This is a genomic window from Mesorhizobium sp. WSM4837 (assembly GCF_055811435.1).
The window spans coordinates 12387-38101 of the sequence record NZ_JBVVQE010000066.1; the positions used below are offsets into that span (position 1 = coordinate 12387).

23 protein-coding genes and 1 tRNA gene are annotated in these 25715 nt (G+C 63.7%); 8 read left to right on the forward strand and 16 right to left on the reverse strand.

Annotation, left to right across the window (positions count from 1 at the left end):
- Nucleotides 1-8: 8 nt before the first annotated feature.
- The 4 genes from AC0L3D_RS28640 (at nucleotide 9) to AC0L3D_RS28655 (ending at nucleotide 4707) form a co-directional block, all read left to right on the forward strand.
- Complete coding sequence (locus tag AC0L3D_RS28640; protein ID WP_287176393.1) at nucleotides 9-1073, forward strand: ABC transporter ATP-binding protein; 1065 nt, start codon at nucleotides 9-11, stop codon at nucleotides 1071-1073.
- A gap of 194 nt (nucleotides 1074-1267) precedes the next feature.
- Entirely contained in the window at nucleotides 1268-2818 is a 1551-nt protein-coding gene (locus AC0L3D_RS28645) for a cation:proton antiporter (RefSeq protein WP_287175713.1), read from the forward strand.
- 121 nt (nucleotides 2819-2939) lie between these two features.
- Complete coding sequence (locus AC0L3D_RS28650; RefSeq protein ID WP_473627468.1) at nucleotides 2940-3854, forward strand: endonuclease/exonuclease/phosphatase family protein; 915 nt, start codon at nucleotides 2940-2942, stop codon at nucleotides 3852-3854.
- Nucleotides 3855-3861: 7 nt separating this feature from the next.
- Nucleotides 3862-4707 carry an EamA family transporter gene (locus AC0L3D_RS28655; protein WP_473627469.1) on the forward strand — a complete coding sequence of 282 codons (846 nt, stop codon included), beginning with the start codon at nucleotides 3862-3864 and terminating at the stop codon, nucleotides 4705-4707.
- Nucleotides 4708-4811: 104 nt separating this feature from the next.
- Here AC0L3D_RS28655 and AC0L3D_RS28660 read toward each other — a convergent pair whose 3' ends face one another.
- The 13 genes from AC0L3D_RS28660 to AC0L3D_RS28720 all read right to left on the reverse strand — a co-directional run bounded on the left by AC0L3D_RS28660 (nucleotide 4812) and on the right by AC0L3D_RS28720 (nucleotide 19492).
- Nucleotides 4812-5126 (reverse strand): Dabb family protein, encoded by a 315-nt coding sequence (locus AC0L3D_RS28660; protein ID WP_473627471.1) that lies wholly within the window; start codon nucleotides 5124-5126, stop codon nucleotides 4812-4814.
- 10 nt (nucleotides 5127-5136) lie between these two features.
- Nucleotides 5137-6765, reverse strand: a complete 1629-nt coding sequence (locus tag AC0L3D_RS28665; RefSeq protein ID WP_473646541.1) for a GMC family oxidoreductase — start codon at nucleotides 6763-6765, stop codon at nucleotides 5137-5139.
- A 12-nt stretch (nucleotides 6766-6777) separates the two neighbouring features.
- A complete protein-coding gene (locus AC0L3D_RS28670) occupies nucleotides 6778-7539 on the reverse strand; it encodes a 3-ketoacyl-ACP reductase (RefSeq protein WP_473627474.1) in 762 nt (253 codons plus the stop codon).
- Nucleotides 7536-9038, reverse strand: coding sequence for a GMC oxidoreductase (locus AC0L3D_RS28675; RefSeq protein ID WP_473627475.1), 1503 nt, complete (start codon nucleotides 9036-9038; stop codon nucleotides 7536-7538). Before AC0L3D_RS28675 ends, AC0L3D_RS28670 begins: the two co-directional genes overlap by 4 nt.
- A 5-nt stretch (nucleotides 9039-9043) precedes the next feature.
- On the reverse strand, nucleotides 9044-10159 hold the full coding sequence (locus tag AC0L3D_RS28680; RefSeq protein WP_287343843.1) for an ABC transporter ATP-binding protein: 1116 nt from the start codon (nucleotides 10157-10159) through the stop codon (nucleotides 9044-9046).
- A 4-nt stretch (nucleotides 10160-10163) separates the two neighbouring features.
- Nucleotides 10164-11108 carry a carbohydrate ABC transporter permease gene (locus AC0L3D_RS28685; RefSeq protein WP_473646543.1) on the reverse strand — a complete coding sequence of 315 codons (945 nt, stop codon included), beginning with the start codon at nucleotides 11106-11108 and terminating at the stop codon, nucleotides 10164-10166.
- Nucleotides 11105-12061 (reverse strand): carbohydrate ABC transporter permease, encoded by a 957-nt coding sequence (locus tag AC0L3D_RS28690; protein ID WP_236392586.1) that lies wholly within the window; start codon nucleotides 12059-12061, stop codon nucleotides 11105-11107. Before AC0L3D_RS28690 ends, AC0L3D_RS28685 begins: the two co-directional genes overlap by 4 nt.
- Before the next feature lie 164 nt (nucleotides 12062-12225).
- On the reverse strand, nucleotides 12226-13479 hold the full coding sequence (locus AC0L3D_RS28695) for an ABC transporter substrate-binding protein (protein WP_473531556.1): 1254 nt from the start codon (nucleotides 13477-13479) through the stop codon (nucleotides 12226-12228).
- 59 nt (nucleotides 13480-13538) lie between these two features.
- Nucleotides 13539-15050 (reverse strand): aldehyde dehydrogenase family protein, encoded by a 1512-nt coding sequence (locus AC0L3D_RS28700; protein WP_473627476.1) that lies wholly within the window; start codon nucleotides 15048-15050, stop codon nucleotides 13539-13541.
- Between the two features lie 18 nt (nucleotides 15051-15068).
- A complete protein-coding gene (locus AC0L3D_RS28705) occupies nucleotides 15069-15845 on the reverse strand; it encodes an enoyl-CoA hydratase/isomerase family protein (protein ID WP_473627477.1) in 777 nt (258 codons plus the stop codon).
- Nucleotides 15838-17439 (reverse strand): acyl CoA:acetate/3-ketoacid CoA transferase, encoded by a 1602-nt coding sequence (locus AC0L3D_RS28710; protein ID WP_473627478.1) that lies wholly within the window; start codon nucleotides 17437-17439, stop codon nucleotides 15838-15840. Before AC0L3D_RS28710 ends, AC0L3D_RS28705 begins: the two co-directional genes overlap by 8 nt.
- The gene (locus AC0L3D_RS28715) at nucleotides 17436-18452 is read right to left on the reverse strand and encodes a Gfo/Idh/MocA family protein (protein WP_473627479.1); all 1017 of its coding nucleotides are present in this window, start codon (nucleotides 18450-18452) and stop codon (nucleotides 17436-17438) included. Before AC0L3D_RS28715 ends, AC0L3D_RS28710 begins: the two co-directional genes overlap by 4 nt.
- Entirely contained in the window at nucleotides 18449-19492 is a 1044-nt protein-coding gene (locus AC0L3D_RS28720) for a LacI family DNA-binding transcriptional regulator (protein WP_473646546.1), read from the reverse strand. The genes AC0L3D_RS28715 and AC0L3D_RS28720 overlap by 4 nt, the downstream gene beginning before the upstream one ends.
- A gap of 238 nt (nucleotides 19493-19730) precedes the next feature.
- Here AC0L3D_RS28720 and AC0L3D_RS28725 point away from each other — a divergent pair, with 238 nt between their 5' ends.
- Together AC0L3D_RS28725 and fcl are read left to right on the forward strand one after the other, a co-directional pair.
- Nucleotides 19731-20885, forward strand: coding sequence for a dihydrodipicolinate synthase family protein (locus tag AC0L3D_RS28725; RefSeq protein WP_473627484.1), 1155 nt, complete (start codon nucleotides 19731-19733; stop codon nucleotides 20883-20885).
- A gap of 141 nt (nucleotides 20886-21026) precedes the next feature.
- Nucleotides 21027-21989 (forward strand): GDP-L-fucose synthase, encoded by a 963-nt coding sequence (gene fcl, locus AC0L3D_RS28730; RefSeq protein WP_473627486.1) that lies wholly within the window; start codon nucleotides 21027-21029, stop codon nucleotides 21987-21989.
- Nucleotides 21990-22293: 304 nt separating this feature from the next.
- Here the strand turns inward: fcl and AC0L3D_RS28735 are convergent.
- Both AC0L3D_RS28735 and cpdR read right to left on the reverse strand, forming a co-directional pair.
- Nucleotides 22294-22368, reverse strand: a tRNA-Val gene (locus AC0L3D_RS28735).
- 118 nt (nucleotides 22369-22486) lie between these two features.
- Nucleotides 22487-22849, reverse strand: a complete 363-nt coding sequence (cpdR, locus tag AC0L3D_RS28740; protein WP_006199474.1) for a cell cycle two-component system response regulator CpdR — start codon at nucleotides 22847-22849, stop codon at nucleotides 22487-22489.
- Nucleotides 22850-22995: 146 nt separating this feature from the next.
- Between cpdR and AC0L3D_RS28745 the strand changes: the two genes are divergently transcribed.
- Both AC0L3D_RS28745 and hisN read left to right on the forward strand, forming a co-directional pair.
- Nucleotides 22996-23952, forward strand: a complete 957-nt coding sequence (locus AC0L3D_RS28745; protein WP_287175681.1) for an N-formylglutamate amidohydrolase — start codon at nucleotides 22996-22998, stop codon at nucleotides 23950-23952.
- 488 nt (nucleotides 23953-24440) lie between these two features.
- Nucleotides 24441-25214 carry a histidinol-phosphatase gene (gene hisN / locus AC0L3D_RS28750; RefSeq protein ID WP_473627487.1) on the forward strand — a complete coding sequence of 258 codons (774 nt, stop codon included), beginning with the start codon at nucleotides 24441-24443 and terminating at the stop codon, nucleotides 25212-25214.
- Between the two features lie 132 nt (nucleotides 25215-25346).
- On the opposite strand, the gene AC0L3D_RS28755 is transcribed toward hisN, so the two are convergent.
- On the reverse strand, nucleotides 25347-25715 hold a 369-nt coding region (locus tag AC0L3D_RS28755), incomplete at its 5' end, for a hypothetical protein (RefSeq protein WP_473646548.1).

Below are 25715 nucleotides of genomic sequence, written 5' to 3' on the forward strand. Positions count from 1 at the left end.
GAAAAGCCATGGCCGAGCCATTCCTCTCCATCCAGCAGGTTCGAAAATCCTTCGGCGCCACCACCGTCGTCCAGGATTTCAACCTCGACGTCGAGCCGGGCGAATTCGTCTCCTTCCTCGGGCCGTCGGGCTGCGGCAAGACGACGGTGCTGCGTATGGTCGCCGGCTTCGAGGAGCCGAGCGCCGGCAAGATCGTCGTGGCCGGCAAGGATATCACCCGGCTCAAACCCAACCAGCGCAATGTCGGCATGGTGTTCCAGGCCTATGCTCTGTTTCCCAACCTGACCGTGGCGCAAAACATCGGCTTCGGGCTTAAGGTCGCGGGCATGCCAAAGGCCGATGCCGACAGGCGCGTTGCCGAGATGCTCGACCTCATCAAGCTGCCGCAGATGGGCGACCGTTATCCCTATCAGCTCTCCGGCGGCCAGCAGCAGCGTATCGCGCTGGCGCGGGCGATTGCGCCGAAGCCGAAGCTCCTGCTGCTCGACGAGCCGTTATCGGCGCTCGACGCCAAGGTGCGCGTGTCGCTGCGCGAGGAAATCCGCTCGATCCAGAAGAGGCTCGGCATCACCACAATCTTCGTCACCCACGACCAGGAAGAGGCGCTGTCGATCTCCGACCGCATCGCCGTCATGTATGGCGGCAAGGCCGAGCAGGTCGGCACGCCGTTCGAGATCTACAACCGGCCGGCAACCAAGTTCGTCGCCAATTTCGTCGGCACGCTGAACGTGCTCGAAGGCACCGTCACCGATGCAGCCTCGGGCAAGGTGCGCGTCAATTCGCAAGAGGTCTCGCTGCAGGGAAAGCTGAACGGCTCCAAGTCCGGCGACACGCTGTCGTTGGCGCTGCGGCCCGAGGCGATTTCGCTCGGCCGCCATCCCGGCCGCGACTCCAGTCTTTCGGGCGAGATCACCGAAGTGCACTTCCTCGGCTCGGTCATCCGGGTTCGCGTCGGCATCGGCGGCAGCACGGTGTCGCTCGACACGTTCAACAGCCCGGCCGCGCCGCCGCCCGCTGTCGGCGAGAAGGCCGAGATTTCGTTCTCGTCGGGCGACATGCTGGTGCTGCATTAGGGGAAGAGTGAATGGTGAAATGGTGTATAGTGAATAGTGAGTAGCAAGAAGGCACTTTACGCGGCGAAATTTCTTTGCAACCGACCATTCACCATTCACCATTCACCATTCACCATTCACCATTCACCATTCACCAGCCGAGCCATCGCCGTTTTTGCAGTGCCAATCGCCCGGCTTCACCGCTACGATGAGGCATGGCGCTTTTCGAGCTGACCCTTGTTCTCCTGCTGATCGCCGTCGCGCTGACGGCGTTGTCGCGGCGTCTCCAGGTTCCCTATCCGTCGTTGCTGGCGCTGGCAGGCGCGGGCATCGCCTTCTTGCCGTTTGCGCCGACCATCGAGATCGATCCCGAACTGGCGCTCGCCTTGTTCATCGCGCCGGTGCTTCTCGACGCGGCCTACGACACGTCGCTGCGCGATCTCAATCGCTACAGGCTGCCGCTTGTCCTGCTGGCACTGGGCGCCGTCGTTTTCACCACCGCTGTCGTGGCGTTCGTCGGATGGACAATGGCAAGCCTGCCGATCGCTGCGGCCATTGCCCTTGGCGCGATCGTGGCGCCGCCCGATGCCGTGGCGGCGTCGGCCGTGCTTGGACAGTTCAAGGTGCCGCACCGCGTCACCACGATCCTGCAAGGCGAAAGCCTGCTCAACGACGCCACGGCACTGCTGATCTACCGCATGGCGGTTTCCGCAACTGCCGGCTCCATCCTGCTGAGCAGCGCGGTTCCGATGATCTTGCTGTCGACAGTCGGCAGCCTCGCCGCGGGCTATGTGCTCGGCCGATTGTCTCTCGTCACCCTCAGTCGCATCAGAGATCCTGCAAGTGGCACGGTGGTGCAATTTGCCGGGACGTTCGGCGTCTGGATCCTGGCCGACAGGATCGGGCTCTCCGCCATCATAACGATCGTCGTCTATGCCATGACCATCGCACGTACCGCGCCGCGCCGCATGCCGGCCAGAAATCGCGTCAGCTCCTACTCGGTCTGGGAGACGGCGGTGTTCGTGCTCAACGTGCTGGCCTTCGTCCTGATGGGACTTCAGGCACGGTCGATCGTCGGCCGGCTTGCCGAGCAGGGGCAGATCGAAGCGTTCGTCTTCGCCGCAGCCGTGCTGGCTGTCGTCGTCGTCTCGCGCCTCGTCTGGGTGCTGGGATGCGGTGCGATCATGAGGTGGCTTGCCAGCTTCGGTGACGCGGACCGGCAGGCCGAGGCGCCGTCGTTTCGCGGCGGCGTGCTGATCGGCTGGTGCGGCATGCGCGGTCTGGTTACGCTTGCGGCAGCGTTTGCCTTGCCGGCTGACTTTCCCGGCCGCGACCCGATTGTGCTCGCCGCTTTCTCAGTCGTGCTCGGCACCCTGGTGCTGCAAGGCATCAGCCTGAAGCCGCTGCTGCGCTTGCTTCGTCTCGATCCGGACGAAACTGTCGACCGCGAGGTCGCGCAGGCACGCGTCGCCATCATGCAGGCAGCGCTGGACGTGTTGAGCGGCAAGACATCGAATGCCGCGGCCGTGGTCCGCGAGCAATTTGCCGCGCAGCGCGTGATCGCCGAAAATCCTGACGACGCCCAGGCTGCAACCGAGTACGACAGGTTGCGCCTCTATGCCATCAAGAGCCAGCGTGACGCGCTGGAGCAATTGCGCATCGACGGAACGATCGGCGACGAAGCGTATCATCGCCTGGAGGAGGAAATCGACTGGTCGGAATTGGCCGCTTCTCCGCCCGGACGATTCCAGCCGTTGACGACTTAGAGCGGCGGGCTTTCAAATCGAATCGTACCGCCGCTCTATCTCTTTGTTTGAACATCCGGCTGCACATTGCAGCCGATCAGCCCAACGGCTACTGCTTTCAGGGAATTGAGCCGGGTAAGCAATGAAGCTGGTCAGCTACAACATCCAGTACGGGTTCGGCGGCGACGGTCGCTACGATCTCTCGCGCTGCGCCAGGATCGTCGCCGGCGCCGACATCATCGCCTTGCAGGAGGTGGAACGGCACTGGCTGCGCAGCAACGAGGACGACCAGCCGGAACTTCTTTCGCGACTGCTGCCCGAACATTATTGGGTTTATGGGCCGGCCTTCGACATGGACGCCAGCGAACGGCGTGACGGCCGCATCGTCAACCGTCGGCGGCAATTCGGCACCATGCTCCTGTCCAGGCTGCCGATCGTTTGGTCGCGCCTGCACACGCTGCCGCTGCGCCGCACCGTGCGTCCGCTCAACACCCGCAACGCAGCGCTCGAATGCATGATCCACACCCCTGCCGGTCCGGTGCGGGTGCTGTCGCTGCATCTGGCGCATATCGCCGCCGAAGAGCGGCTGGAGCAGATCGACTATCTGCTCGCCGAGCATCGCCGCGCGCCGTCCGAGGGCGGCCCGTGGAGCGGCGCCGACGATGAGCCCGTGCGCAACTGGAGCAATGGCGAGCCGGAGCCGGAAAACCCGCTGGCGGCGATCTGGATGGGCGATTTCAACATGGAGCCGGGCAGCGCCGAGTACCGGCGCATCGTCTGCAGCACGCCGTACCATCGCGGTGCTGCCTATCTCAACGGTTTTGTCGATGCCGCCGCCGTCGCCGGCGAACCGACGGCGGATTTCCACACCCATGTGAAAACCATCGACGGCAGGCTGGCAAAGCGACGGCTCGACCACTGCTTCGTCGGTGGCATGTTGGCGGGACGGGTGCGCTCGGCCAGTGCCGATATCGGCGAAATCGCCTCCGACCATTTTCCGCTGCGGGTCGACATCGACCTGGAAACGCCGTTCGCGACGGGGGCCGAAGGCGCATGAGCCGCCGATGACCTTGTCCGTCTTCTTCGCGGTGCTTGCTGCCGCCGCCATGCACGCGATCTGGAACGCGGTGGTCAAGGTCCATCTCGACCGCTTCCTGTCGATCACGCTGATGACGCTCGGCATGGGCGCCGTGGCGCTTCTGGCGCTGCCATTTGTCGAGGTGCCGAAAGCGGAAGTGTGGCCGTACATCATCGCCTCGGTGATCTTCCACATGGGTTACAGGACGTTCCTGATAGGCGCCTACAAGGCCGGCGATTTCGCCCAGACCTATCCGCTGGCGCGCGGCACGGCACCGCTGCTGGCTGCACTTGGCGGCATTGTGGTCGTCGCCGAAGTTCCGGCGCCGCTCGCCATTGTCGGCATTGTTCTCTTGTCGGCCGGGACGCTGGTGCTGTCGTTTCGCGGCGGCGCGCATCTGGAAAGGCTGAACCTGCGCGCCGTCGGCTTTGCGCTGGGCACCTCGATCTTCATTGCCGGCTATACGCTGTCCGACGGCAGCGGCGCGCGGCTGGCCGCGACGGCGTCGAGCTATGCCGCATGGCTGTTCGTCTGCGATGCGCTGTGGGCGCTGGTGCTGTGCCTGATCTTCCGCGGACCAAAGGCGCTGCCGGTCCTGGCGCGCGACTGGAAGGCGGGCGTGTACACCGGCGTGCTCAGCGGCGCTGCCTACTGGATCGTGATGTGGGCGATGACCAAGGCGCCGATCGCCTCGGTCGCGGCGCTGCGCGAAACCTCGATCCTGTTCGCCATGATGATCTCGGTGTTTGCGCTCGGCGAGAAGATGACGGCGTGGCGCGGTGCCGCCGTGCTCAGCATTGTTGCCGGCGTCGTCGCGCTGAGGCTTGGATAGGCTAAAGCGCGTCGCGTTCGACCGACCTCACGCGACGCGCTTTAGATTGTTGTTTTATGCATGCCGTTAACGCAAAACCGCTGCACACCTTTGCGCGACATGCATTAAGCGCCTATCTCGAGGTCGAACACCATCAGCCCGTCGGTTCCGCCTTCAAGCGCCGCGACCAGCCCAGCGCCGGCTCGGCTGTGAGCCTCATGCACCAGATAGGCGTCGCGTGCGGCGGCATCGCGGAAGTCGATGGTGAAGCCGTGCGTGAAGCCGCGCGCGAACGGTTCTGGGCTGACATTGGCGCTGAATTCGACCTTGCCCATACCGTCGATCACCCGCCGCAGCGCCTCAAGATCGGCATGGATTGCCGCGCGCTCTTCGTCGGTGATGTCATTGCGGAATCGAGCTAAAACACAATGCCTGATCATTCTTGGAATCTCATGCCGCTTGGTTGGTGGAAAACACGGCCGGCGGCAGCGGGACGCGGCCAAGGATCAGATCGGCGCCTTTTTCGCCGACCATGATGGTTGGCGCATTGGTGTTGGAGGATGGGATGCGCGGCATCACCGACGCGTCGCAGACGCGCAAGCCCTCGATACCACGCAGCCTGAGATCGGGCGTCACCACGCTCATCGCATCATGACCCATGCGGCAGGTGCCGACAGGGTGGTGGTCGGTCTTGGAACTGCGGCAGGCATAGTCGAACAGCTCGTCGTCACTGGTGAGTGTCGGTCCCGGCAGCACCTCGCGCAGCACGTAGGGGGCCAGCGCTTTCTGCCGCATGATCTCGCGTGCCAGCCTGAGGCCCTTGATCGACATGTCGCGGTCGTAGGGATCGGACCAGTAGTTCGGGTCGATCAGCGGGTGGTCGGCGGGGTCGGCGCTGTTCAGCCGGACCGTGCCGCGCGATCGAGGGCGCAGGAAGGCCGAGTTCAGCGTCACGCCCGGATTTTTCAGTTTTTCGACACCGGCCTCGATGCCGGAGCCGAGGCCGAGATGCAGCTGGATATCGGGCGAGGCGGCGGTCGGGTCGGCGTACCAGAAGCCGCCGGTCTCGAACAGGCTGGAGGCAACCGGACCATTTTTCAACAGCAGGTACTGCAGGCCGGCCCACACCGTCCGGTGCAGCTTGGCGTAGTTGTCGTAGGTGTGGTCGCCGGTGCATTCGGCAATGACGAACAGGTCGAGATGATCCTGCAGGTTGGAGCCGACGCCGGGCAGGTCGTGCACCGGCGTCACGCCGACCGACTTCAGATGGTCGGCCGGGCCGATGCCCGACTGCATCAGCAGCTTCGGCGAGCCGATGGCGCCGGACGAGACGATCACTTCGCGCTCGGCGCGCAGGGTTTTCTTCTCGCCGCCCGGCCTGCCGACGATCTCGACACCGACGGCGCGGCCCTTGTCGATGACGATGCGCGTGACCAGCACATCGGTCCTGACGGTCAGGTTTTTTCGTGCGCGGATCGGCCTGAGATAGGCGACCGAAGCAGAGGAGCGTCTCGCGTCCTTCTGGGTCAATTGATAATAACCGACGCCTTCCTGGGCTACCCCGTTGAAGTCCGGATTGAAGGGAATGCCCATCTCCTGTCCGGCGCGGAAATAAGCCTCGCAGATCGGCAGCGCCGCAATCGGGTTCGACACGCCGAGCGGACCCTGGTCGCCGTGAAAATCGTTGGCGTAGCGCTGGTTGTTCTCGGCCCGCTTAAAATAGGGCAGCACGTCGCGATAGCCCCAGCCGGCAAGGCCCTCTTGCTTCTCCCAGGCGTCGTAGTCGCGGGCATTGCCGCGCGTGTAGATCTGGGCGTTGATGGAGGAACCGCCGCCGATCACCTTGGCCTGCGTGTACCGGAAGACGCGGTCCTTCATGTGCTTTTGCGGCACGGTCGACCAGCCCCAGGCGGCGATGCCCTTGGTCATCTTGGCGAAGCCGGCCGGCATGTGGATCAGCGGATGCCAGTCCTTGCCGCCGGCCTCGAGCAGCAGCACCTGATGCGACGGATCTTCGCTCAGCCGGTTGGCCAGGACGCAGCCGGCCGGGCCGGCGCCGACGATGATGTAGTCGGTCATGGCGTCACCTGTTCACAGTCTCGGCACCGACAGCGCGCCGTCGACATTGATGATCGAGCCGGTCGAAAAGCCGAGCTTGCCGCCGGCGAGTGCGGCAACGGCGGCGCCGACATCGGCGGCTTCGCCCCAGCGCTTTGCCGGCACCAGCCCGCCGTCGATCAGCGCGTCGTATTTGGCCATTACCCCTGACGTCATGTCGGTGCGGATGATGCCCGGCCGCACCTCGAACACGCCGATGTTTTCGGCGGCGAGGCGCAGCGCCAGGGCTTTCACCCACATCGAAAGTCCGGCCTTGGAGATGCAGTAGTCGGCACGTTCCGGCGAGGCCATTTCGGCGCTGACTGAGGTGATGGTGATGATCGATTTTGGGTGATCAGCCGGCGCCGCAAGCATCGCCCTGGCAACGGCCTGGCTGAGGAAGACGGTGCCGCGCAGATTGATGGTGAGGATCCGGTCGAAATTTTCCGGTTTCAATTCCAGCAGGTCGCCGCGTACCACAGCGCCGATGCCGGCATTGTTGACCAGGCAGTCGATGCGGCCGAAGGCGCTTGTCGCGGCATCGACCAATGCTGCATGGCGGTCGAGATCGGCGATGTCGCCGCAATGGTAGGCGAATTTCGCACCGCGGGCGGTGATGTCAGCGGCAAGCCCGTCGCCGGCTTTCTCGGCAAGGTCCACGACAAGCATATCGAAGCCCGCATCGGCCAGCGCTTCGGCGCAGGCAAGGCCGATGCCGCGCGCGCCGCCGGTGATGATGGCTGCCGGACGGCTCATGCGACTAGCTCCGTCTTGCGGATGTGGTCGGCAACGCGCAGCGCTTGTGCGGCGATCGACAGCGCCGGATTGACCGCGGCCGAGTTCGGCAGGAAGCCAGCGTCGACGACAAACAGGTTCCTGTGGTCGAACGAGCGGCAGAACGGGTCGAGCGGCGAGGTTGCCGGATCGTCGCCCATCTTGACCGTGCCGCACTGGTGCGAAGGCGTGCGCTTGTCGAAAGGCCGCGACAGGACGATCGGATAGCCGCAGGCGCGGAAGTTTTCACGCATCACCTTGGTCAGCCCGTCGAGTGACTGCATGTTGGAGCGCCGCCACTGCATGACGATGTCCTTGCCGTCGACCATGATGCGGCTTTCGGGGTCTGGCAGGTCCTCGCACATCAGATACCAGTCGACGGCGTGGCCGGCCATGAAGTCCAGCGCGAATTTGGGTGCAAGCTTGACGTTGGCCCTCAGGATATGACCGTCGATCTTGCCGAGAAGCTGGACGTTGCCGAGCGGCTTGCCGCCCTTGCCGTCGGATAGATAGTAGTCGTTGAGCATCAGCGTCTTCTGGTAGACGGAGGTGTTCCTGCGGCGCGGATCGATCGCCAGCATGGCGCTCGAATTGTGGTTCATGAAGTTGCGGCCGACCTGGTCGGAGCGGTTGGCAAGGCCGTTTCCGTTCGGGGACGGCGAACGCAGCAGGATGGCGGCGGAATTGACCGCGCCGGCCGAGAGGATGACCAGTTTCGGCGTCACTTTCGTCAGTATGCCATTCTGGCGATAATGAATGGCGGCGATCGTCCTGGCTTCCGGTGAGGCTTCGAGGTATTCGACATGAGCACCGGTCTCGAGCCTGATGTTCGGGTCGGCAAGTGCCGCTGTCAGCGGCCCCGATTGGGCGTCGACCTTGCCGGTCCCGGTGTTGGGAAACGCGTCCCAGCCTGTCTTGCCGTCCTTTAGCCAGGCATCGATGTCGACGCCGAGCGGCAGCGATGCCGGATGCAGGCCGAGGCCCATGAGTTCGGCGCGGGCGCGGGCGATCGGCGGCTCGTCCGGCACCGGCCCGAAGGGGTAGGGGATCGAGTGGAACGGTTCGGTCGGGTCTTCGCCGAGTGCGCCGCGCACGCGAAAAAGCTGCTCGGCCCTGGAATACCAGGGCTCGAATTCCTCATAGGAGAACGGCCAGGCCGGCGAGACGCCGCCATAGTGTTCCATGACGGAAAAGTCTTCCCTGCGGTAGCGGATCAGCACCGCGCCATAGAATTTCGAATTGCCGCCGACATAGTAATAATTGCCGGGATTGAACGCAGCACCCCCGGCCTCGCGCCACATCTCCTTCGGCCGGTAGTGGCCGTCGACGAAGATGGCGCGCGTGTCGCGCGTGTGCGGCGTCGCCGGCAATAGTTCGCCGCGCTCCAGCATCAGGATCGAGGCGCCACTGCCGGCAAGGCCGGAAGCGATCGTGGCGCCGCCGATGCCGGAGCCGATAATGACGATGTCCGGGTTTGTCATGGCTGTCAGAGGATGCGGTTCTCGGTCGCCGGATCGAAGAACACCGCCTTGGTCAGATTGAAGGCAAGCGGCGTGACCGTGCCCGGCTGGATGTTGGCGTCGGCGCGCAGACGCGCCACCACCGCCTTGCCGCCGAGATTGGTGACGGCGAAGGTGTCGGAGCCGGCCGGTTCCACAACCTCGATGTGACAGTCGGCGGTGGCGATGTTCGATGCGTTGCGTTCGGCTCCTTCAGGATCGGTCAGGGCCTCGGGACGGACGCCAAAAATGATCGGCTTGTCGTGGAATGCCGACAGACCAGTCGGCGCATCGGCCAGCGGCAGCGAGATCGGCTCGCGCGCCTCGCGCTGCAGCACCACGGAAAGCGCATTGCCATTGCCGCCGATCGTCGCCGGGATCAGGTTCATCGCCGGCGAGCCCATGAAGTCGGCGACGAACAGGTTGGTCGGGTTGTTGTAGATTTCGGCAGGCGTGCCGAACTGCTGCACCTCGCCGTCGCGCATCACCGCAATCTTGGTGGCCAGCGTCATCGCTTCGATCTGGTCGTGGGTGACGTAGACGATCGTGGTGCCGGTGGTTGCGTGCAGCCGCTTGATCTCGATGCGCATGTCGACGCGCAGCTTGGCGTCGAGATTGGAGAGCGGCTCGTCGAAGAGAAACAGCTTGGGGTCGCGCACCAGCGCCCGGCCCATGGCGACGCGCTGACGCTGGCCGCCGGAAAGCTGGCTCGGCTTGCGCTGCAGGAGGTGGCCGATCTGCAGCACCTTCGCCACCTTGTCGATCGCCTTCTGGCGCTCCTGGGCCGGCACGCCGCGCATCTCCATGCCGAAGGCAATGTTTCCCGCAACGGTCATGTTCGGATAGAGCGCATAGCTCTGGAACACCATGGCGATGTCGCGCTTCGAGGGGTGGAGGTCGTTGATCGTGCGTCCGTCGACACGGATTTCGCCTTCGGTGATAGTTTCCAGGCCGGCGATGGTGTTGAGCAAGGTCGACTTGCCGCAGCCGGACGGGCCGACCAGGACGAGGAAGCCGCCCTTTTCGAGATCAACGTCGATGCCCTTCAGGATCTCGACCGATCCGAACCGCTTCCTCAGCCCATCAATTTCGAGAAAAGCCATTCGATTATCCTTTGACGGCGCCGGCCATCAGGCCGCGCACGAAATAGCGGCCAGCGACCACATAGACGAGAAGGGTCGGCAGTGCGGCGATCATCGCCGCCGCCATGTTGACGTTGTATTCGACGACACCGGTCGAGGTGTTGACGACGTTGTTCAGCGCCACGGTCATCGGCATCGCGTCGCCGGTGCCGGCATAGGCCGAGGCGAACAGGAAGTCGTTCCAGATGTTGGTGAACTGGTAGATGACGGTGACGACGAAGATCGGCATCGAATTCGGCAGCATGATGCGCCGGAAAATCTGGAACAAGCTGGCTCCGTCGACCTGTGCCGCCTTGACCAGTTCGGTCGGGAACGCCTCGTAATAATTGCGGAAGAACAAAGTGGTGAAGCCGAGCCCGTAGACGACGTGGACAAAGACCAGGTTGACCGTCGGATTGCCCAAGCCGAATGAAAATCCCGTAGCGTTTCGCAGCGTCACGCCCAAACGGCCAAGGCTGCCGAGGATCGTCGCCATCGGCAACAGCACCGACTGGAACGGAATGAAGCAGGCAAACAGCATCAGTCCGAAGACCAGCGTGTGGCCGCGGAAGCGCCATTTGGTCAGTACATAGCCGTTGAGTGCGCCGAGCAGCGTCGAGATCAGCACCGCTGGAACCACCATCTTGATGGAATTCCAGAAATAGCCCTTGATCCCGGCGCAGGTCAGGCCGACGCAGGTCTCGCCCCACGCCTTCAGCCACGGCTCGAAGGTCGGCGCCTGCGGCAGCGCCAGCATGTTGCCGTTCTGGATCTCGTCCATGGTCTTGAACGAGGTCACCAGCATGACGAACAGCGGCATCAGGTAGAACAGCGCGAACAGCGCCAGCAGGCCGTAGATGACGATGCGGTTGACGGTCCTGGCGCTGATGCCGCCAGTGCTCTGGCGAGTGGGCGTGGCAATGACGCTCATCGCGGCCGCTCCCTGAGCTCGGAATAGAGATAGGGCACGATGATCGCGGTGATGGTCATCAGCATGATCACGGCGCTGGCCGAGCCGACGGCCATTTCGTTGCGCTTGAAAGTGTACTCATACATGAAGTTCGACGGCAGCCAGGCCGAGCCGCCCGGCCCGCCGCTGGTCAGTGCTACGACCAGATCGTAGGACTTGATGGCGAGGTGAGCGAGCACGATGAAGGCCGAGAGGAAGACCGGCCGCAGCAGCGGGATGACGATCCGGCGATAGAGCTGGAACGTGGTGGCGCCGTCGATCTGCGCCGCCTTCATGATCTCGCCGTCGATGCCGCGCAGGCCGGCGAGGAACATCGCCATGATGAAGCCCGAGGCCTGCCAGACGCCGGCGATCACCACGGTGTAGATGACGAAATCCTTGTTCTTGATCCAGTCGAAATGGAAGCTCGTCCAGCCCCATTGATGCAGCGTCTGCTCGAGGCCGAGGCCGGGATCGAGGAACCATTTCCAGGCGACGCCGGTGACGATGAAGGACAGCGCCATCGGGTAGAGATAGATCGGCCGCAACATGCCTTCGCCACGGATCTTCTGGTCGAGCAGGATGGCCAGGAAAAGGCCGAGCGCCAGGCAAATGAAGATGTAGAGAAAGCCGAAAATGCCCATATTGGTGATCGACGTGTACCAGCTCGACGGCGGGTCGCTCTCGAAGGTCCAGCGCCACAGCCTCTGATAGGCACGCGGCCCAGTCAGCGCATAGGACGGGAAGGTCTTGGAGTTGGTGAAGGACAGATAGACCGTCCACAGGATGAAGCCGTAGACGAAGACGATGGTGATCGCAAAGCTTGGCGCCAGCACGATCTTCGGCAGCGCGTCCTGCAGGCGCGAACGCACCGACGCGCCCGGGCGCGCATTATGCTCCGGCGTCAGCTTGATCTGGGTCGCGACCGTTGTCATGGGCTCCTCCCTCGCGGGTCCCTTCACCGCCAGGCGGGGAAGGATAGCCCCGTCGAGACGGGGCGTGTTGGTTGATCGCCGGCGCCATTCCGACCAGAAGCCGACCATCCTGGCTTGGTGGAACCTTCCCCACCGGAGCGGGGAAGGTCCTTTCATGCCGGTTCTTATTTGGCGTCTTCGATTGCGTTGACCAATTGGGTCACGGCCTCGTCCGAGGTCTTGATCTGGCCGTGGACGAATTTCGAGACGACGTCCTTGTAGGCATTGGCGACGGCCGGCGGCGCGCCATAGCCTTGCGCCAGCGAACCGAACAGCGTGCCGCCTTCGTTGGCGGCCTTCAGGTCGGCCATGCCCTTCTTGCCGCAAGCGTCGAAGTCGGTGTCGGGCACGTCGGTGCGGGCCGGGACGGAGCCCTTGACGACGTTGAAGGCCGACTGGAAGCTCTTCGACAAAGTTGCGGTGGCCAAGGCGACCTGCGCGGCCTTTCGGTCCTCCGGAACGTCGAACATGCCGAACATGTCGGAGTTGTAGACCACGCTGCCGTCGGTGCCCGGGAAGCGATAGCACAGGAAGTCGGTGCCCGGGGTCTTCTTGGCGGCGTTGAATTCGCCCTTGGCCCAGTCGCCCATCACCTGCACCAGCGCATCGCCCTTGATGACCATGGCGGTGGCGAGATTCCAGTCGCGGCCGGAGAAGTTCGGGTCGACATAGGTGACGAGCTTGGCAAGGTTGTCGAACGACTTCTTCATCGTGTCGGATTTCAGCTGCTCTTCGTCGAGGTCGTTGAAGGCCTTTTTGTAGAACTCAGGTCCGCCGGTCGACAGCACGACCGAATCGAACATGGTGGCTTCCTGCCAGTTCTGGCCGCCAAGCGCGAGCGGGATGACGCCCGCAGCCTTGGCCTTGTCGAGCAGCGCGATGAATTCGTCGAAGGTCTTGGGCTCGGTGCCGCCGATCTTGTCCATCACCGCCTTGTTGATCCACAGCCAGTTGACGGAGTGGACGTTGACCGGAGCCGCGACCCACTTGCCGTCATAGACCGAGAATTTCTGCAGGGCGGCCGGCACGGATTTGTCCCAGCCTTCCCTAACCGCCGCCTCGGTCAGGTCGCCCATCACGCCGGCTGCGGCGTAATCGAGCACGGTATAGCCGAGCATCTGCGAGGCGGTCGGGTAGTTGCCCGCCGCGACCATCGCCTTCAGCGCGGTCATGGCGGCGTCGCCGCCGCCGCCGGCCACGGGCACGTCCTTCCAGGCAAAGCCTTGCTTGGCCAGATCCTCCTTGAGCACGTTCAAGGCAGCCGCTTCGCCGCCAGACGTCCACCAATGCAGCATCTCGACTTCCTTGACGTCCTGGGCATGGGCCGCGAACGCAAGACCCGAGCCGAGAGCCGTTCCGATAAGCAATTTGCGCAACATGTACTTCCTCCCTTGTTGCAGCTACACGACCGGCGGCTGTCCGCCGGGTTCTTCACAGCTCAGCCGACCCACCATCCGGTGCGCTGGCCGCGATGAAACTGGATTGTCTTTTCCTCGGTATAATCCTCGACGGCGCGCTTGCCGAGTTCGCGTCCGAGACCGGATTGCTTGTAGCCTCCGAAAGGCAGCTCGGGATAACCTTCCATGAACGTGTTCACCCAAACGGTTCCCGAACGCACACTCCGCGCCACCGACATGCAGGTGTCGATGCTGGCGCTCCACACACCCGCCGATAGACCATAGGGCGTGTTGTTGGCGATGCGCAACGCCTCTTCAATCGATCCAAACGTCAGTACCGACAGCACCGGGCCGAACACTTCCTCACGTGCAATGGCCATGTCTTCGGTGACGCCGCGAAGGATGGTCGGATCGAGATACTGACCGGCACTGGAGGCGATCTGCTTGCCGCCGCTATAGACGCTGCTGCCGTCGTTTGCCGCCGCCGCCACGTAGCCGGTGACCTTGGAAAGGTGCTCGGAAGAGATCATCGCGCCGACCTTGGTGCTGTTGTCGAGCGGATCGCCGACGGTGACCCTGGCGGTGAGCGCCTTCACTGCGCCGAGGAAGTCGTCGGCGATCGCCTCATGGACGATCAGCCGGCTGCCGGCGTTGCAGCATTCGCCGGCGTTGAAGAAGCCGCCGAACACCGCCGCGTCGGCGGCGGCTTCGAGGTCGGCATCTGGAAAGACGATCTGGCCGTTCTTGCCGCCGAGCTCCATCGAGACCTTCTTCAGCGCGTTCGCAGCCGACGCCATGGTCATCTTGCCGACCCGGGTGGAGCCGGTGAACGACACCATCTCGACCAGCGGATGGCTGACCATCGGCGCACCGACATCGGCGCCCAGTCCAGCGAGGATGTTGACGACGCCGTCCGGCAAGCCGGCCTGCATCAGGATGCCGCCGAGCACGAAGGTCGAGGCCGAGGTCATCTCGCTCGGCTTGACCACTGCTGTGCAGCCGGCGGCGAGCGCGAACGGCAGTTTCTGGCTGACGATGAGGAACGGAAAATTCCATGGCGTGATGATCGAGACGACGCCGATCGGTTCACGCAGCACAACGCCCAGCATGGCGTCGCCGAGATTGGCGTAGCTCTCGCCATGGAGCGTGCGGGCAAGCGCCGCGGCATAGCGCCAGATGTCGACGCCGCCGCCGATCTCGCCGCGCGCCTGGGCGATCGGCTTGCCGGATTCCAGCGCGTCGAGCCGGGCAATCTCCTCGAGCCGCGCCTCGATCAGGTCCGCCGCCTTGAGCAGGATCGCGGCGCGCTCGCCGGCCTTCATGCGCGGCCAGGGGCCAGTCTCGAAAGCCTTGTGCGCGGCCTGTACCGCCGCCCCGACTTCCGCCGCGCCGGCTTGCGCATAGCGCGAAACGGTGAAGCCGTGGCCGGGGCTGTTGCGCTCCAGCGTGCGGCCGTCGCGGGCATCGACGAACTTGCCGTCGATCAGCAGCCGGTAGGTCTTCGGTGCCGCGGATGCCTCGGCGGGCATGGCGATCTCGAGGGGCAAGTTCATGTGGGCTTCCGTTTGCAACTACGATCTTGAAAACGTTGGTTTCTGCTTGGTCTTGAAGGCGTCGATGCCCGCCTTGAGGTCGCCGGTCAACGCGATGAAGCCGCTGGCCAACGCCTCTGTCGCGGCAGCACTGTCCTCGCCCTCGGCGATCGCGATCATCAGCTTGGCGGCCTCGGTTGCCAGCGGGCCGCGCTCGGCGATCTTGCAGGCCCAGGCCCTGGCCTCGGTGAATGCGTTGCCCGTTTCGACCACCCGGTCGACGATGCCCAGAACGAGTGCTTCGGCAGCCACGAACAGTTCTCCGCCAAGCGCCATGCGCCGCACCGTCTGGGCGCCGAAGCGGCGCACCGCGCGCTGCGTGCCGGACCAGCCGGGCACCACGCCGATCGAGGTTTCCGGAAAACCTAATTTCACCTGCGCCTCGGCGACGCGGAAGTCGCAGGCGACCGCCAGTTCCAGCCCGCCACCCAGTGCATGGCCGGACAGAACGGCGATCGTCGGCTGCCGCAACCGCGCCAGCCGATCGAAGACGCGGTGGCCGTAGCGAACCCATTGCACCTGGAAATCGGCGGCGCTCATTTGCGACCAGGCTCCGACGTCGCCGCCGGCGCAAAAGCCCTTCCCTTCGCCGCACAGCAGCACGACACGAACGCTGTCCGCAGCTTCCGCCGTATCGAGCGCGGCTTCCAGCGCGCGCAGCATCGGGATGTCGAGCGCGTTGAATTTTTCCGGCCGGCGCAGCGTGACGATGCCGAGGTCGCCGTCGGTTTCAAAGGTGACGAGACGCTCAGCCATGCGCGCCTCCAAGCGAGGCGCGGCCATTGAGCGACAGTCCGATCGGCCGGTCACGATAGAGAACGTCCGGCGTGACCTTCAGGTCGTTAGCGACGGCGAGCGGGAACTCGGCCTGCGCCAGCACGTCGCGCTCGAGGTTGATGCCGGGTGCCAGCTCCGTCACCATCAGCCCTGCAGGCGTCAGCTTCATGACGCAGCGCTCGGTGACATAGGTGATGTCCTGTCCTTGCGCGACTGCGCGCTTGCCGGAGAAGGAGATGTGCTCGACCTCGCCGACCACCTTCTTGACCTTGCCTTCCCCGTCGATACGGATGCCGCCATCGGCCAGCGACAGTTTGGCGCCGGCATTGAAGAAACCGGAAAAGACGATCTTCTTGGCCCGCGCGGTGATGTCGACAAAACCGCCGGCGCCGGCGGTGACATGCGGTCTGGCCGAAAGCTTCGACACATTGACCGAGCCATGGCGGTCGATCTGCAGGAAGGACAGCAGCGAGGCGTCGAAACCGCCGCCCTGGAAATAGATGAACTGGTGTGGCGAAGGCATGAACGCGTCGGCGTTCGACGAGCAGCCGAACTTGAAGTCGAGCAGCGGCACGCCGCCGACCGCGCCCTGTTCGATCACCCAGGTGACCTTGCCGTGCTGGCCTTCCTCGATAAGGATGCGCGGCACGTTGGCCGAGATGCCGAAACCGATATTGACGGCCATGCCGTCGGCAAGCTCCATGGCGACGCGGCGCGCGATGACCTTCTGGACGCTCATCTCGGCGTTGCGGAAAGTCGACAGCGGCCGGAAGATCTCACCCGAGATTGCCGGGTCGTAGGGTGTCAGCGTCGTCTGCAGCTGGTCGGGCGCCGCCACGATATGGTCGACCAGCACACCGGGCACGCGCACGTCATGCGGCTTCAGCGTGCCGTTCTCGACGACGCGCTTGACCTGCGCGATGACGATGCCGCCATTGTTGCGGGCGGCGAGCGCCTGCTCCAGCCCGCCGAGATAAGCGCCCTCGTGCTCGTAGGTGAGGTTGCCGCGCTCGTCGGCGGTGGTGGCGCGGATGATGGAGACATCAGGCACGATCGAGCGGAAATAGAGCCATTCCTCGCCGTCGAACTGCTGCACCGAAACGATCGGCTCGCTGGCCGCCGCATTCATGGCGCAGCCCTGATGACGCGGGTCGGCGAAGGTGTCGAGGCCGACCTTGGTCAGCACGCCGGGGCGCTTGGCAGCGGCCTCGCGATGCATGTCGAACAGGATGCCTGAGGGCACGTTGTAGGCGGCGACCGAATTGTCACCGATCATCTTCCAGATCTGCGGCGGTTCAGAGGACGAAGGGCCGGACGGATAGGAGCCGCACAGCGTGCGCTTCAACAGGCCGGGCTTGGCCAGATGGTCGATACCCCTGATGCCGTACATGTCGCCGGCGGCGATCGGGTGCAGCGTTGTGATGTTCTTCGGATGGCCTTCCGCGTCGAAGCGCTCGCCGATCGCGGCGAGCACCGCATCCGGGCAGCCGAGACCGCTCGACGACGACACCGAAACGACCATGCCGTCCATGATCAGGCTGGCGGCTTGCGCTGCGGAGACGAGTTTGCTCACGCTACGCCCCCGAGATTCGGATCGATCGCGACCGATTTTCCGGACTTCGCGGATTGCAACGCGGCTTCGGCTGATGTCAGCGACCAGACGCCGTCCTCGCCGGTGGCCGACGGCTGGCCTTCGCCACCGATCGCCGCATGGAACTGGCGCAGGGAACGGACATAGAGATCTTCGCGGTCGAAGCTCAATTCCTCCTCGCCCTTTGCCGTGCGCAGCAGCACAGAGCCGATCGGCTTCTGCGTCATCACATCTTTCGCGATCAGGGAGCCTTCGCTGCCATGCACCTCGAAGCCGGTGCCGGCGAATTTGGTGGTGAAGCCTTCATGCGACTGGGCGATGATGCCCGATCTGAAGCGCCAGATGCACATGGCGCCATCTTCCAGCCCGCCGCTGGCCATGCCTGCGGCCTGGGTGAACGCCGAAACTTCGAGCGGATCGTCGCCGAGCACGAAGCGCAGCGTGTCGGCATCGTGCACGGTGATATCGAGCACCACGCCGCCACCGGCTTCCGGCCTGGTTATGCGCCAGCCCTGCAGATTTTCGGGCAGATAGACCGAGTGGAAGACGCGCGCAGCAATCGGCTTGCCGATGCGGCCGTCGGCAATGGCTTCGCGCATCGCCCGGTGCGAGCCGGCATTGCGCAGATGATGGTTGGTGCCGAGCACGATGCCGGCCGCCTTGGCGGCGGCGACCATCTTCCGTGCATCGGCGCTGGTCAGAGCCAGCGGCTTTTCGCACAACACATGTTTTCCCGCGGTGATGGCGGCTAGTGCCTGTTCGAGATGCAATTCGTTGGTGGTCGAGATGTAGACGGCGTCGATGTCGGAGCTGAGCAATGCATCGAGCGTCGAGACGGCGAGCGCAATGCCGTTCTCCTTGGCATAGGTCGTAGCGCGTTCCGGGTTGGAACTCATCACCGCCGCGATTTCCCCGTCGGCCTGAGCGCGGGTGGCGTTGATCATGAATTGCCTGGCGATCGTGCTTGCGCCGATCAGTCCCCATCTGACGGTCATGCCGCGTCTCCCATTCCGGCACGGCGATCAGGACCGCAACTGTCCCTGACGACGAGGTTGACGGCGCCGATATGATCCTCGGCGCGCGTGGTGCGCGACTGGATCATCTTCAGCATGACATGGGCGGCGCGCTCGCCGAGGCCCGCCGAATCCACTGCGACACTGGTCAGCGCCGGCATGTAGTGCTGGGCTTCGGTCACGTCGTCGAAGCCGACAATGGCGAAATCCGCGCCGGGCTCGAGGCCGCGCTTGCGCAGCGCCAGCATGACTCCGAAGGCGACCGCATCGTTGAAGCACAGCGCCGCGCTCGGCGGCTCGGCCATGGCGAGGGCCGTCTCCAGGCAGGCAATGCCGCCCTTGCGGCTGGTTTCGCCTTCGACGACCAGTGTATCGCGCTTGGCGATGCCGAGCCCCTCGCAGGCCTCGCGAAAACCGCCCAGCCGCTCGTGATAGACCACCAGATCCGATGAGCCGCCGAAGAACGCCAGCCGGCGATGCCCTTTGCCGATCAGATGGGCGGTGGCGAGCCAGGCGCCGCGATGATTGTCGGGCGCTATCACCGGGATGCGGCTTTCAGGAAGCCGGCGCATCGTGAAGACGATCGGAAGGCCCGCCATCTCGATGCGACGGAACGCACCGGGAGTCGTGCCGCGCGCCGGCGACACGATCAGCCCGGCGACACCTTGCTCCATCAGCGATTTCAGCACCTCTTCCTGGCGCACCGGGTTTTCCGCCGTGTTGGCGATGAACGGCACGATGCCCGCCGACTGGAACACACGCTCCATGCCGACCGCCATTTCGGCGAAGAACGGGTTGGTAAGGTCGTTGATGACCATGCCGATGACGTTGGAATGGGCCTTGCGCAGATTGGCGGCGCCGCGGTTGTAGACATAGCCGACATCCTCGATCGCCTTGCGAACCTTCAGCGCAGTCTCAGGTCGGATCAGCCCGCTGCCCTGCAGCACCAGCGACACCGTCGACTTGGACACGCCCGCCTCACGGGCAATGTCGAGTATCGTCGCCTTGGGCCTGCTGGCCATTCAGATACGTCCTCCGGTGTTTTCCGGCCGAATTTATTGGAACGTTCTAATTCTGAGCTGGATTTGAGTCAATCAGGATTTTTCCAGAATTCGAAAATCTGGCAATCGGCGCTTAAATGCCGCTGTTGATCGGCCTTCTTCGCTGCGATGCAGCATTCTGGGGTATAGATCGAGAATCCACAAAGGTCCTTGATTTGTTGGAACGTTCCATTTAATAGCGCGACGAAGGGAGAGATCGATGGACATTGCCTTGCCCGGGGAGGGCGGTCGCAGCACTCGCTACCGCCTTGTCGGCCAGCCGGCACAGCCGGTGATCGGCGCGCGGTTTTCGCGCATCGCCTATGCCGCCGCCCATGTCGTTGCCGATCCCCTCGCGATGACCGATCCGTGGTCTCATCCTGCGGTCGACTGGGAGCGCACGATGGCGTTCCGCCATCATCTGTGGCGGCTCGGCTTCCGCATCGCCGAGGCGATGGATACCGCGCAGCGCGGCATGGGTTTCGACTGGACAAACGCCAGGGAATTGATCCGCCGCTCGATCGCCGAGGCGCGAACCGTCGAGGGCGCCGACCTCGCCTCAGGTGCCGGAACAGACCATCTGGCGCCAGGCGCCGCCAGGACGCTTGACGATGTCGTCGCGGCCTATGAGGAGCAGTTCGATTTCATCGAAGGCCTGGGCGGCAAGGCGATCATGATGGCCAGCCGCGCGCTGGCGGCGGTAGCAAAGGGTCCGGAAGACTATGCCAGCGTCTATGACCGCATCCTTCGCCAAGCCTCCGGCAAGGTCATCCTGCACTGGCTGGGCGACATGTTCGATCCGGCGCTGAAGAACTATTGGGGCAGCCATGATTTCGACACTGCGCTCGATACGGTCGTCGCCATCATCGAACGCCACCCCGGCAAGGTCGAGGGGATCAAGATATCGCTGCTCGATGCCGGCAAAGAGGTTGCCCTGCGCAACCGGCTGCCGGAAGGGGTGGTCATGTTCACCGGCGACGACTTCAACTATCCCGAGCTGATCGCCGGCGACGGCGAAAGACACTCGCATGCGCTGCTCGGGATTTTCGACGCCATCGCGCCGGTCGCCAATGCCGCGCTGGCGAAACTGGCCGCTGGCGACCGCTCAGGCTATGACGCGCTGATGGCGCCGACGGTACCTCTGTCGCGGAAAATCTTCGAGGCGCCGACCGAATACTACAAGGCCGGTATCGTCTTGCTGGCGTGGTTGAACGGCCACCAGGACCATTTTTTGATGATCGGCGGCATGCAATCGGCACGCGGCATTTGCCACTATGCCGATGTGTTCCGCCTTGCCGACCAAGCCGGATTGCTGGTCGACCCGGCGCTTGCCATCGCCAGAATGGAGAACCTGTGCGCCGTGGCGGGTGTCTGACCGCCACCACAAGAAGAGCTCGCCCGAATCTCCGATTTGCCTTGTCTCGGCAAATCTGTATGCGCTATGCGTCCGACGCAGGACCATCCGGCACGCCGACGCAAGATGGTCATAGCGGCCGTTCTGCATAGGGATACGCCAATGGATTTCGACCTAAGGGGCAAGCGCGTTTTCGTGGCCGGGCATCGCGGCATGGTCGGCTCGGCCATATTGCGCAGGCTGGCGGACGAGGACTGCGAGGTCCTGACCGCATCCCGCGATGAACTCGACCTGATGGACCAGGCCGGCGTGCGGCGCTGGATGGCTGGCCACAGGCCGGACGCGGTGGTGATGGCAGCGGCCAAGGTCGGCGGTATCCTGGCAAACAACAGGTTGCCGGTCGATTTTCTGCAGGACAATCTCATCATGCAGACCAATGTCATCGAGAGCGCCTTCCGCAACGAAGTGCAGAAATTGCTGTTTCTCGGTTCGTCCTGCATCTATCCGAAGTTTGCGGCGCAGCCGATCTCCGAGGATGCCTTGCTGACCGGTCCGCTCGAACCGACCAACGAATGGTATGCGATCGCCAAGATCGCTGGGCTGAAACTGTGCCAGGCCTATCGGCGCCAATACGGTGTCGAGTACATCTCGGCGATGCCGACCAATCTCTATGGCCCCGGCGACAATTTCGACCTCTCCATCAGCCATGTCGTGCCAGCCCTGATGCGCAAGGCGCACAAGGCCAAGCGCGCCGGCGACAAAACCCTGGAGGTCTGGGGATCGGGCACGCCGATGCGCGAGTTCCTGCATGTCGACGACGCCGCCGACGCTCTGGTCTGGCTGCTGAAAAACTATGCCGGCGACAGCCACGTCAATGTCGGCTCGGGCGAAGACATCACCATTGCCGAACTGGCCCGCACCATGCTCTCCGTCGTCGGCGCCGAGGCGGTGCTCACATTCGATGCGACGAAGCCGGACGGCACGCCGCGCAAGCTGATGGACGTGTCGCGCCTGTTTGCCACGGGTTGGCGCCCGCGGTACTCGCTTCAGAGTGGCTTGGAGCAGACCTATGCCTGGTTTCTCCAGCATATCGAGACGGGCGATCTCCGCCTCGGTGCGGCCTGATCTCAATCGACGCTGATTGCTGCCACCAGACATGACGGCTTGGGCGGCCGTCTGTTGGCCGTGTCCAATGCAAAGCCGCTCGCCGACATGTTAAATGCCGTTTCGGATGCACCTGGAAGAGCGATGCCTCCAACGGACACCAGATTTCATATCGTCGATGTAGCCGAAAAGATATTCTCAGCCGACTTGAATTGAGAAGCTTGGCTGGGGCCCAGCTTGGCATTCTCAAAAATACGGCATTCACGCGGTCCAGCCTGGACGCACCCGTAAATCTGCGGGTACGAGAGACGGCGGATTGTCTGGATGGTGGGCGTGACAGGGATTGAACCTGTGACCCCTGCAATGTCAATGCAGTGCTCTCCCGCTGAGCTACACGCCCATCCGAAGCCGCGCATACACCATTTTTGCCACGGCGCGTCAATAGCAGGAAAAGGGAAAGAAAGCTTCGTCTTGCCGCACCGTCGAAGGCGCGCCGGAAGCCGGCGGCGGAAAACGTGTCAGGCTGCCTGCAGCATCTTTTCGACCTCGTTGACGAGGTCGCGCAGATGGAACGGCTTCGACAGCACCTTGGCGTCTTTCGGCGCCTTGGAATCCGGATTGAGCGCAACGGCGGCGAAGCCGGTGATGAACATGACCTTGAGGTCGGGATCGATCTCGGTGGCGCGTCTAGCGAGTTCTATGCCGTCCATCTCCGGCATCACGATGTCGGTCAAGAGCAGCGAGAAAGGCTCTTCGCGCAGCCGCTCATAGGCGCTGGCGCCATTGTCGAAATCGCTGACCTGGTAGCCGGCACGCTCCAGCGCCTTGACGAGGAACCGGCGCATGTCGTCGTCGTCTTCCGCCAGCAGAATGCGTGCCATCTTATCCCGTCCGAATCACCCGCCCGAGACTGCCGTGCGGCAGCCCGTTAACCATCCTGTATATGAGGAGGCGAGGGTAAACATCAAGTGAACGATAAAGGCCCGACCGGCCTTAACAATGCGGTCCGGACGCCGAAACGCTGGACATGCGGCCGGCGAGGTGGCACCTTTCCAACCATGATGCATTGGTGTTTCCGGATTCGTTCAAATTGAAAACGGCAGCCGAGGATTTTTCGGTCGTTCCCCCCTTCGAAATCCGGTCGGGCGCCGAACAGCGCGTCCCCTTCCTCTTCAACTCACCGCATAGCGGCCGTCACTATCCGGACCGGTTCCTGGCGATGGCAAGGCTGGACCGAAACGCCATCCGCCGCTCCGAAGATTGCTATGTCGACGAATTGTTCGGCGGCGCCGTCGCGCTCGGCGCGCCGATGCTGGCGGCAAACTTCCCGCGCGCCTATCTCGACGTCAACCGGGAGCCGTGGGAACTCGATCCGCGCATGTTCGCCGAACCCGTGCCGTCGTTCTGCAACATCCGCTCGGCGCGCGTCGCCGGCGGGCTTGGCACCGTGCCCAAGCTGGTGGGAGAGGGGCTCGAAATCTATGCCGGCCGCTTGCCGCTGGCGGAAGCCGTCGGGCGCATCGAGGCCGTCTACAAACCTTATCACGAGACGCTGAAACGGCTTTTGACCAGGACCCATGCGCGGTTCGGCTTTGCCGTGCTGATCGATTGCCACTCGATGCCGGCGAGCATCAGGGTCGGCGACAGCGGTGTCAGGCCCGACTTCATCGTCGGCGACCGTTTCGGCATCTCCGCTGCGGCAGCGTTGACCGAGACGGCGATCGGCCTGCTTATCGGCATGGGCTATACCGTCGCCCATAACAAGCCTTATGCCGGAGGCTTTATCACCGAGCATTATGGCCGCCCGGTGCGCCACCTCCATGCACTGCAGATCGAGGTCAATCGCGGGCTTTACATGAACGAGCGGACGTTCCAGAAATCCGCCGGCTTCGATGCGCTCGCCGACGATCTGGCGCAATTCTCGGCCGACCTGATGGCGATGCCCGACCACAATTTTATCGATCTGCCGCTCGCCGCCGAATGATGCCGAAAATCGAAAATGAGGTTTTGCGCCGGATATGAGATCTTGCGCCAGATGAAGGCGTCGGGGTGCGGGTCGGGGACGCGCAATCGGCTGAGTGCCGCGCCGAAAAAAAGACCGCATCGTTTGCACGACACGGTCGAAGTCTAGGGAGGAAACGCCCAAGGAGGGCATGGACAGGAGAACCTGTCCGAGAACAAATCTATTGTGCGATGCACAAATGTCAAGCCGCCGTGCGGCGTTTTTAATTCACTATGATGTGGAAACTGCGTTTCGAGGGCGTCAGCGTTGCATTCGAGCAACAGTTGTCGATGCGCAAAAGTCCCGCACGCCCTTGTTTTGGCGGAAATCCACAGGCAAGCGATGGTTCCAGCACGCTAAAGCGGGTCGCGTTTGACCGGACGACGCGCTTTAGGTTGTTGTTTTATGCACGTCGTTATCGCAAAACCGCTGCACACTTTTGCGCGACATGCATTACGCGGGAGAATCAGTTGGACATCAGCATCGATTTCATGCGGCGCATTGCGGATGCCGCCGCAGCCGAAACCTTGCCGCGCTTCCGCAGCCAGGGCGCAGTCGCCAACAAGGAGCAAGGCAGCTTCGACCCGGTCACCGAGGCCGACCGCGAGGCTGAGCGGGTTATCCGCGCGCTCATATCAGCGGAATATCCCGATCACGGCATTCTCGGCGAGGAGCATGGCAGCGAGAACATGTCCAGCAGGCATGTCTGGGTGATCGATCCGATCGACGGCACCCGCGCCTTCATTTCCGGCCTGCCGGTGTGGGGAACGTTGGTCGGGCTGACTGTCGACGGCGATGCCGTTGCCGGCATGATGTCGCAGCCCTTCACCGGCGAGCTTTTCTACGCCAACGCGTCCGGCGCCCATTATGAAGGCCCGGGCGGACCGCGACGGCTGACGACACGCAAGACGACTAGCCTCGCCGAGGCGACGCTGTTCACCACCACGCCGGCACTGTTCAAGGGAGACGCGCGCCTGCGCTACGACGTGTTCGAGCGGCAGGTCCAGCTCGCCCGCTACGGCACCGACTGCTATGCCTTCGCCATGGTCGCGGCGGGAAGCGTCGACATCGTCGCCGACCCCGGTCTGAAACCCTACGATATCGTCGCGCTGATCCCGATCATCGAGAAGGCAGGCGGCGTCGTCACCACCTTCGAGGGCGGACCGGCGGAAAGGGGCGGCGACATCCTGGCTGCGGCGACGCCGGAGCTTCATGCTGCCGCGATGGCGGCGTTGCGTGGCTGAACAGGGTGGGCAGCTGACCATTGCGGACTGAGGGGCTCACGGCGACGACAACCCAATGCTCCTGACGGCAGGGTGTCAGCAGCTCTCGGCTATGGAGACAATGCCACGGGAGGGAGTCTCATGCCGACGCAATCAACAACCAGCCGTTCCGAAGATGCTCCAGTAGAAAATGCGCCGGCAGAAAATGCCCTGGGAGATGGGCGGGCCGATTTCGATTTCTTCTTCGGCCGCTGGAACGTCAGCCATCGAAGGTTGCAGGAGCGCCTGCAAGGCGACACGAACTGGGACGTGTTTGGCGGGACATGCGAGGTGCGCCCGATCCTTGGCGGGCTCGGCAATGTCGACGACAATGTGATTGAATTGCCCGGCGGCGCCGATAGCGCCGCCCCCCAGCGGGCCGTCGATCCCGCGCCGAGACAAATGTCGCTCTGGTGGATAGACCGCCGCAAACCCGCGCCCATCGATATTACGAATCGCGGCGCCGTCCCAGCAGGCGGCGGC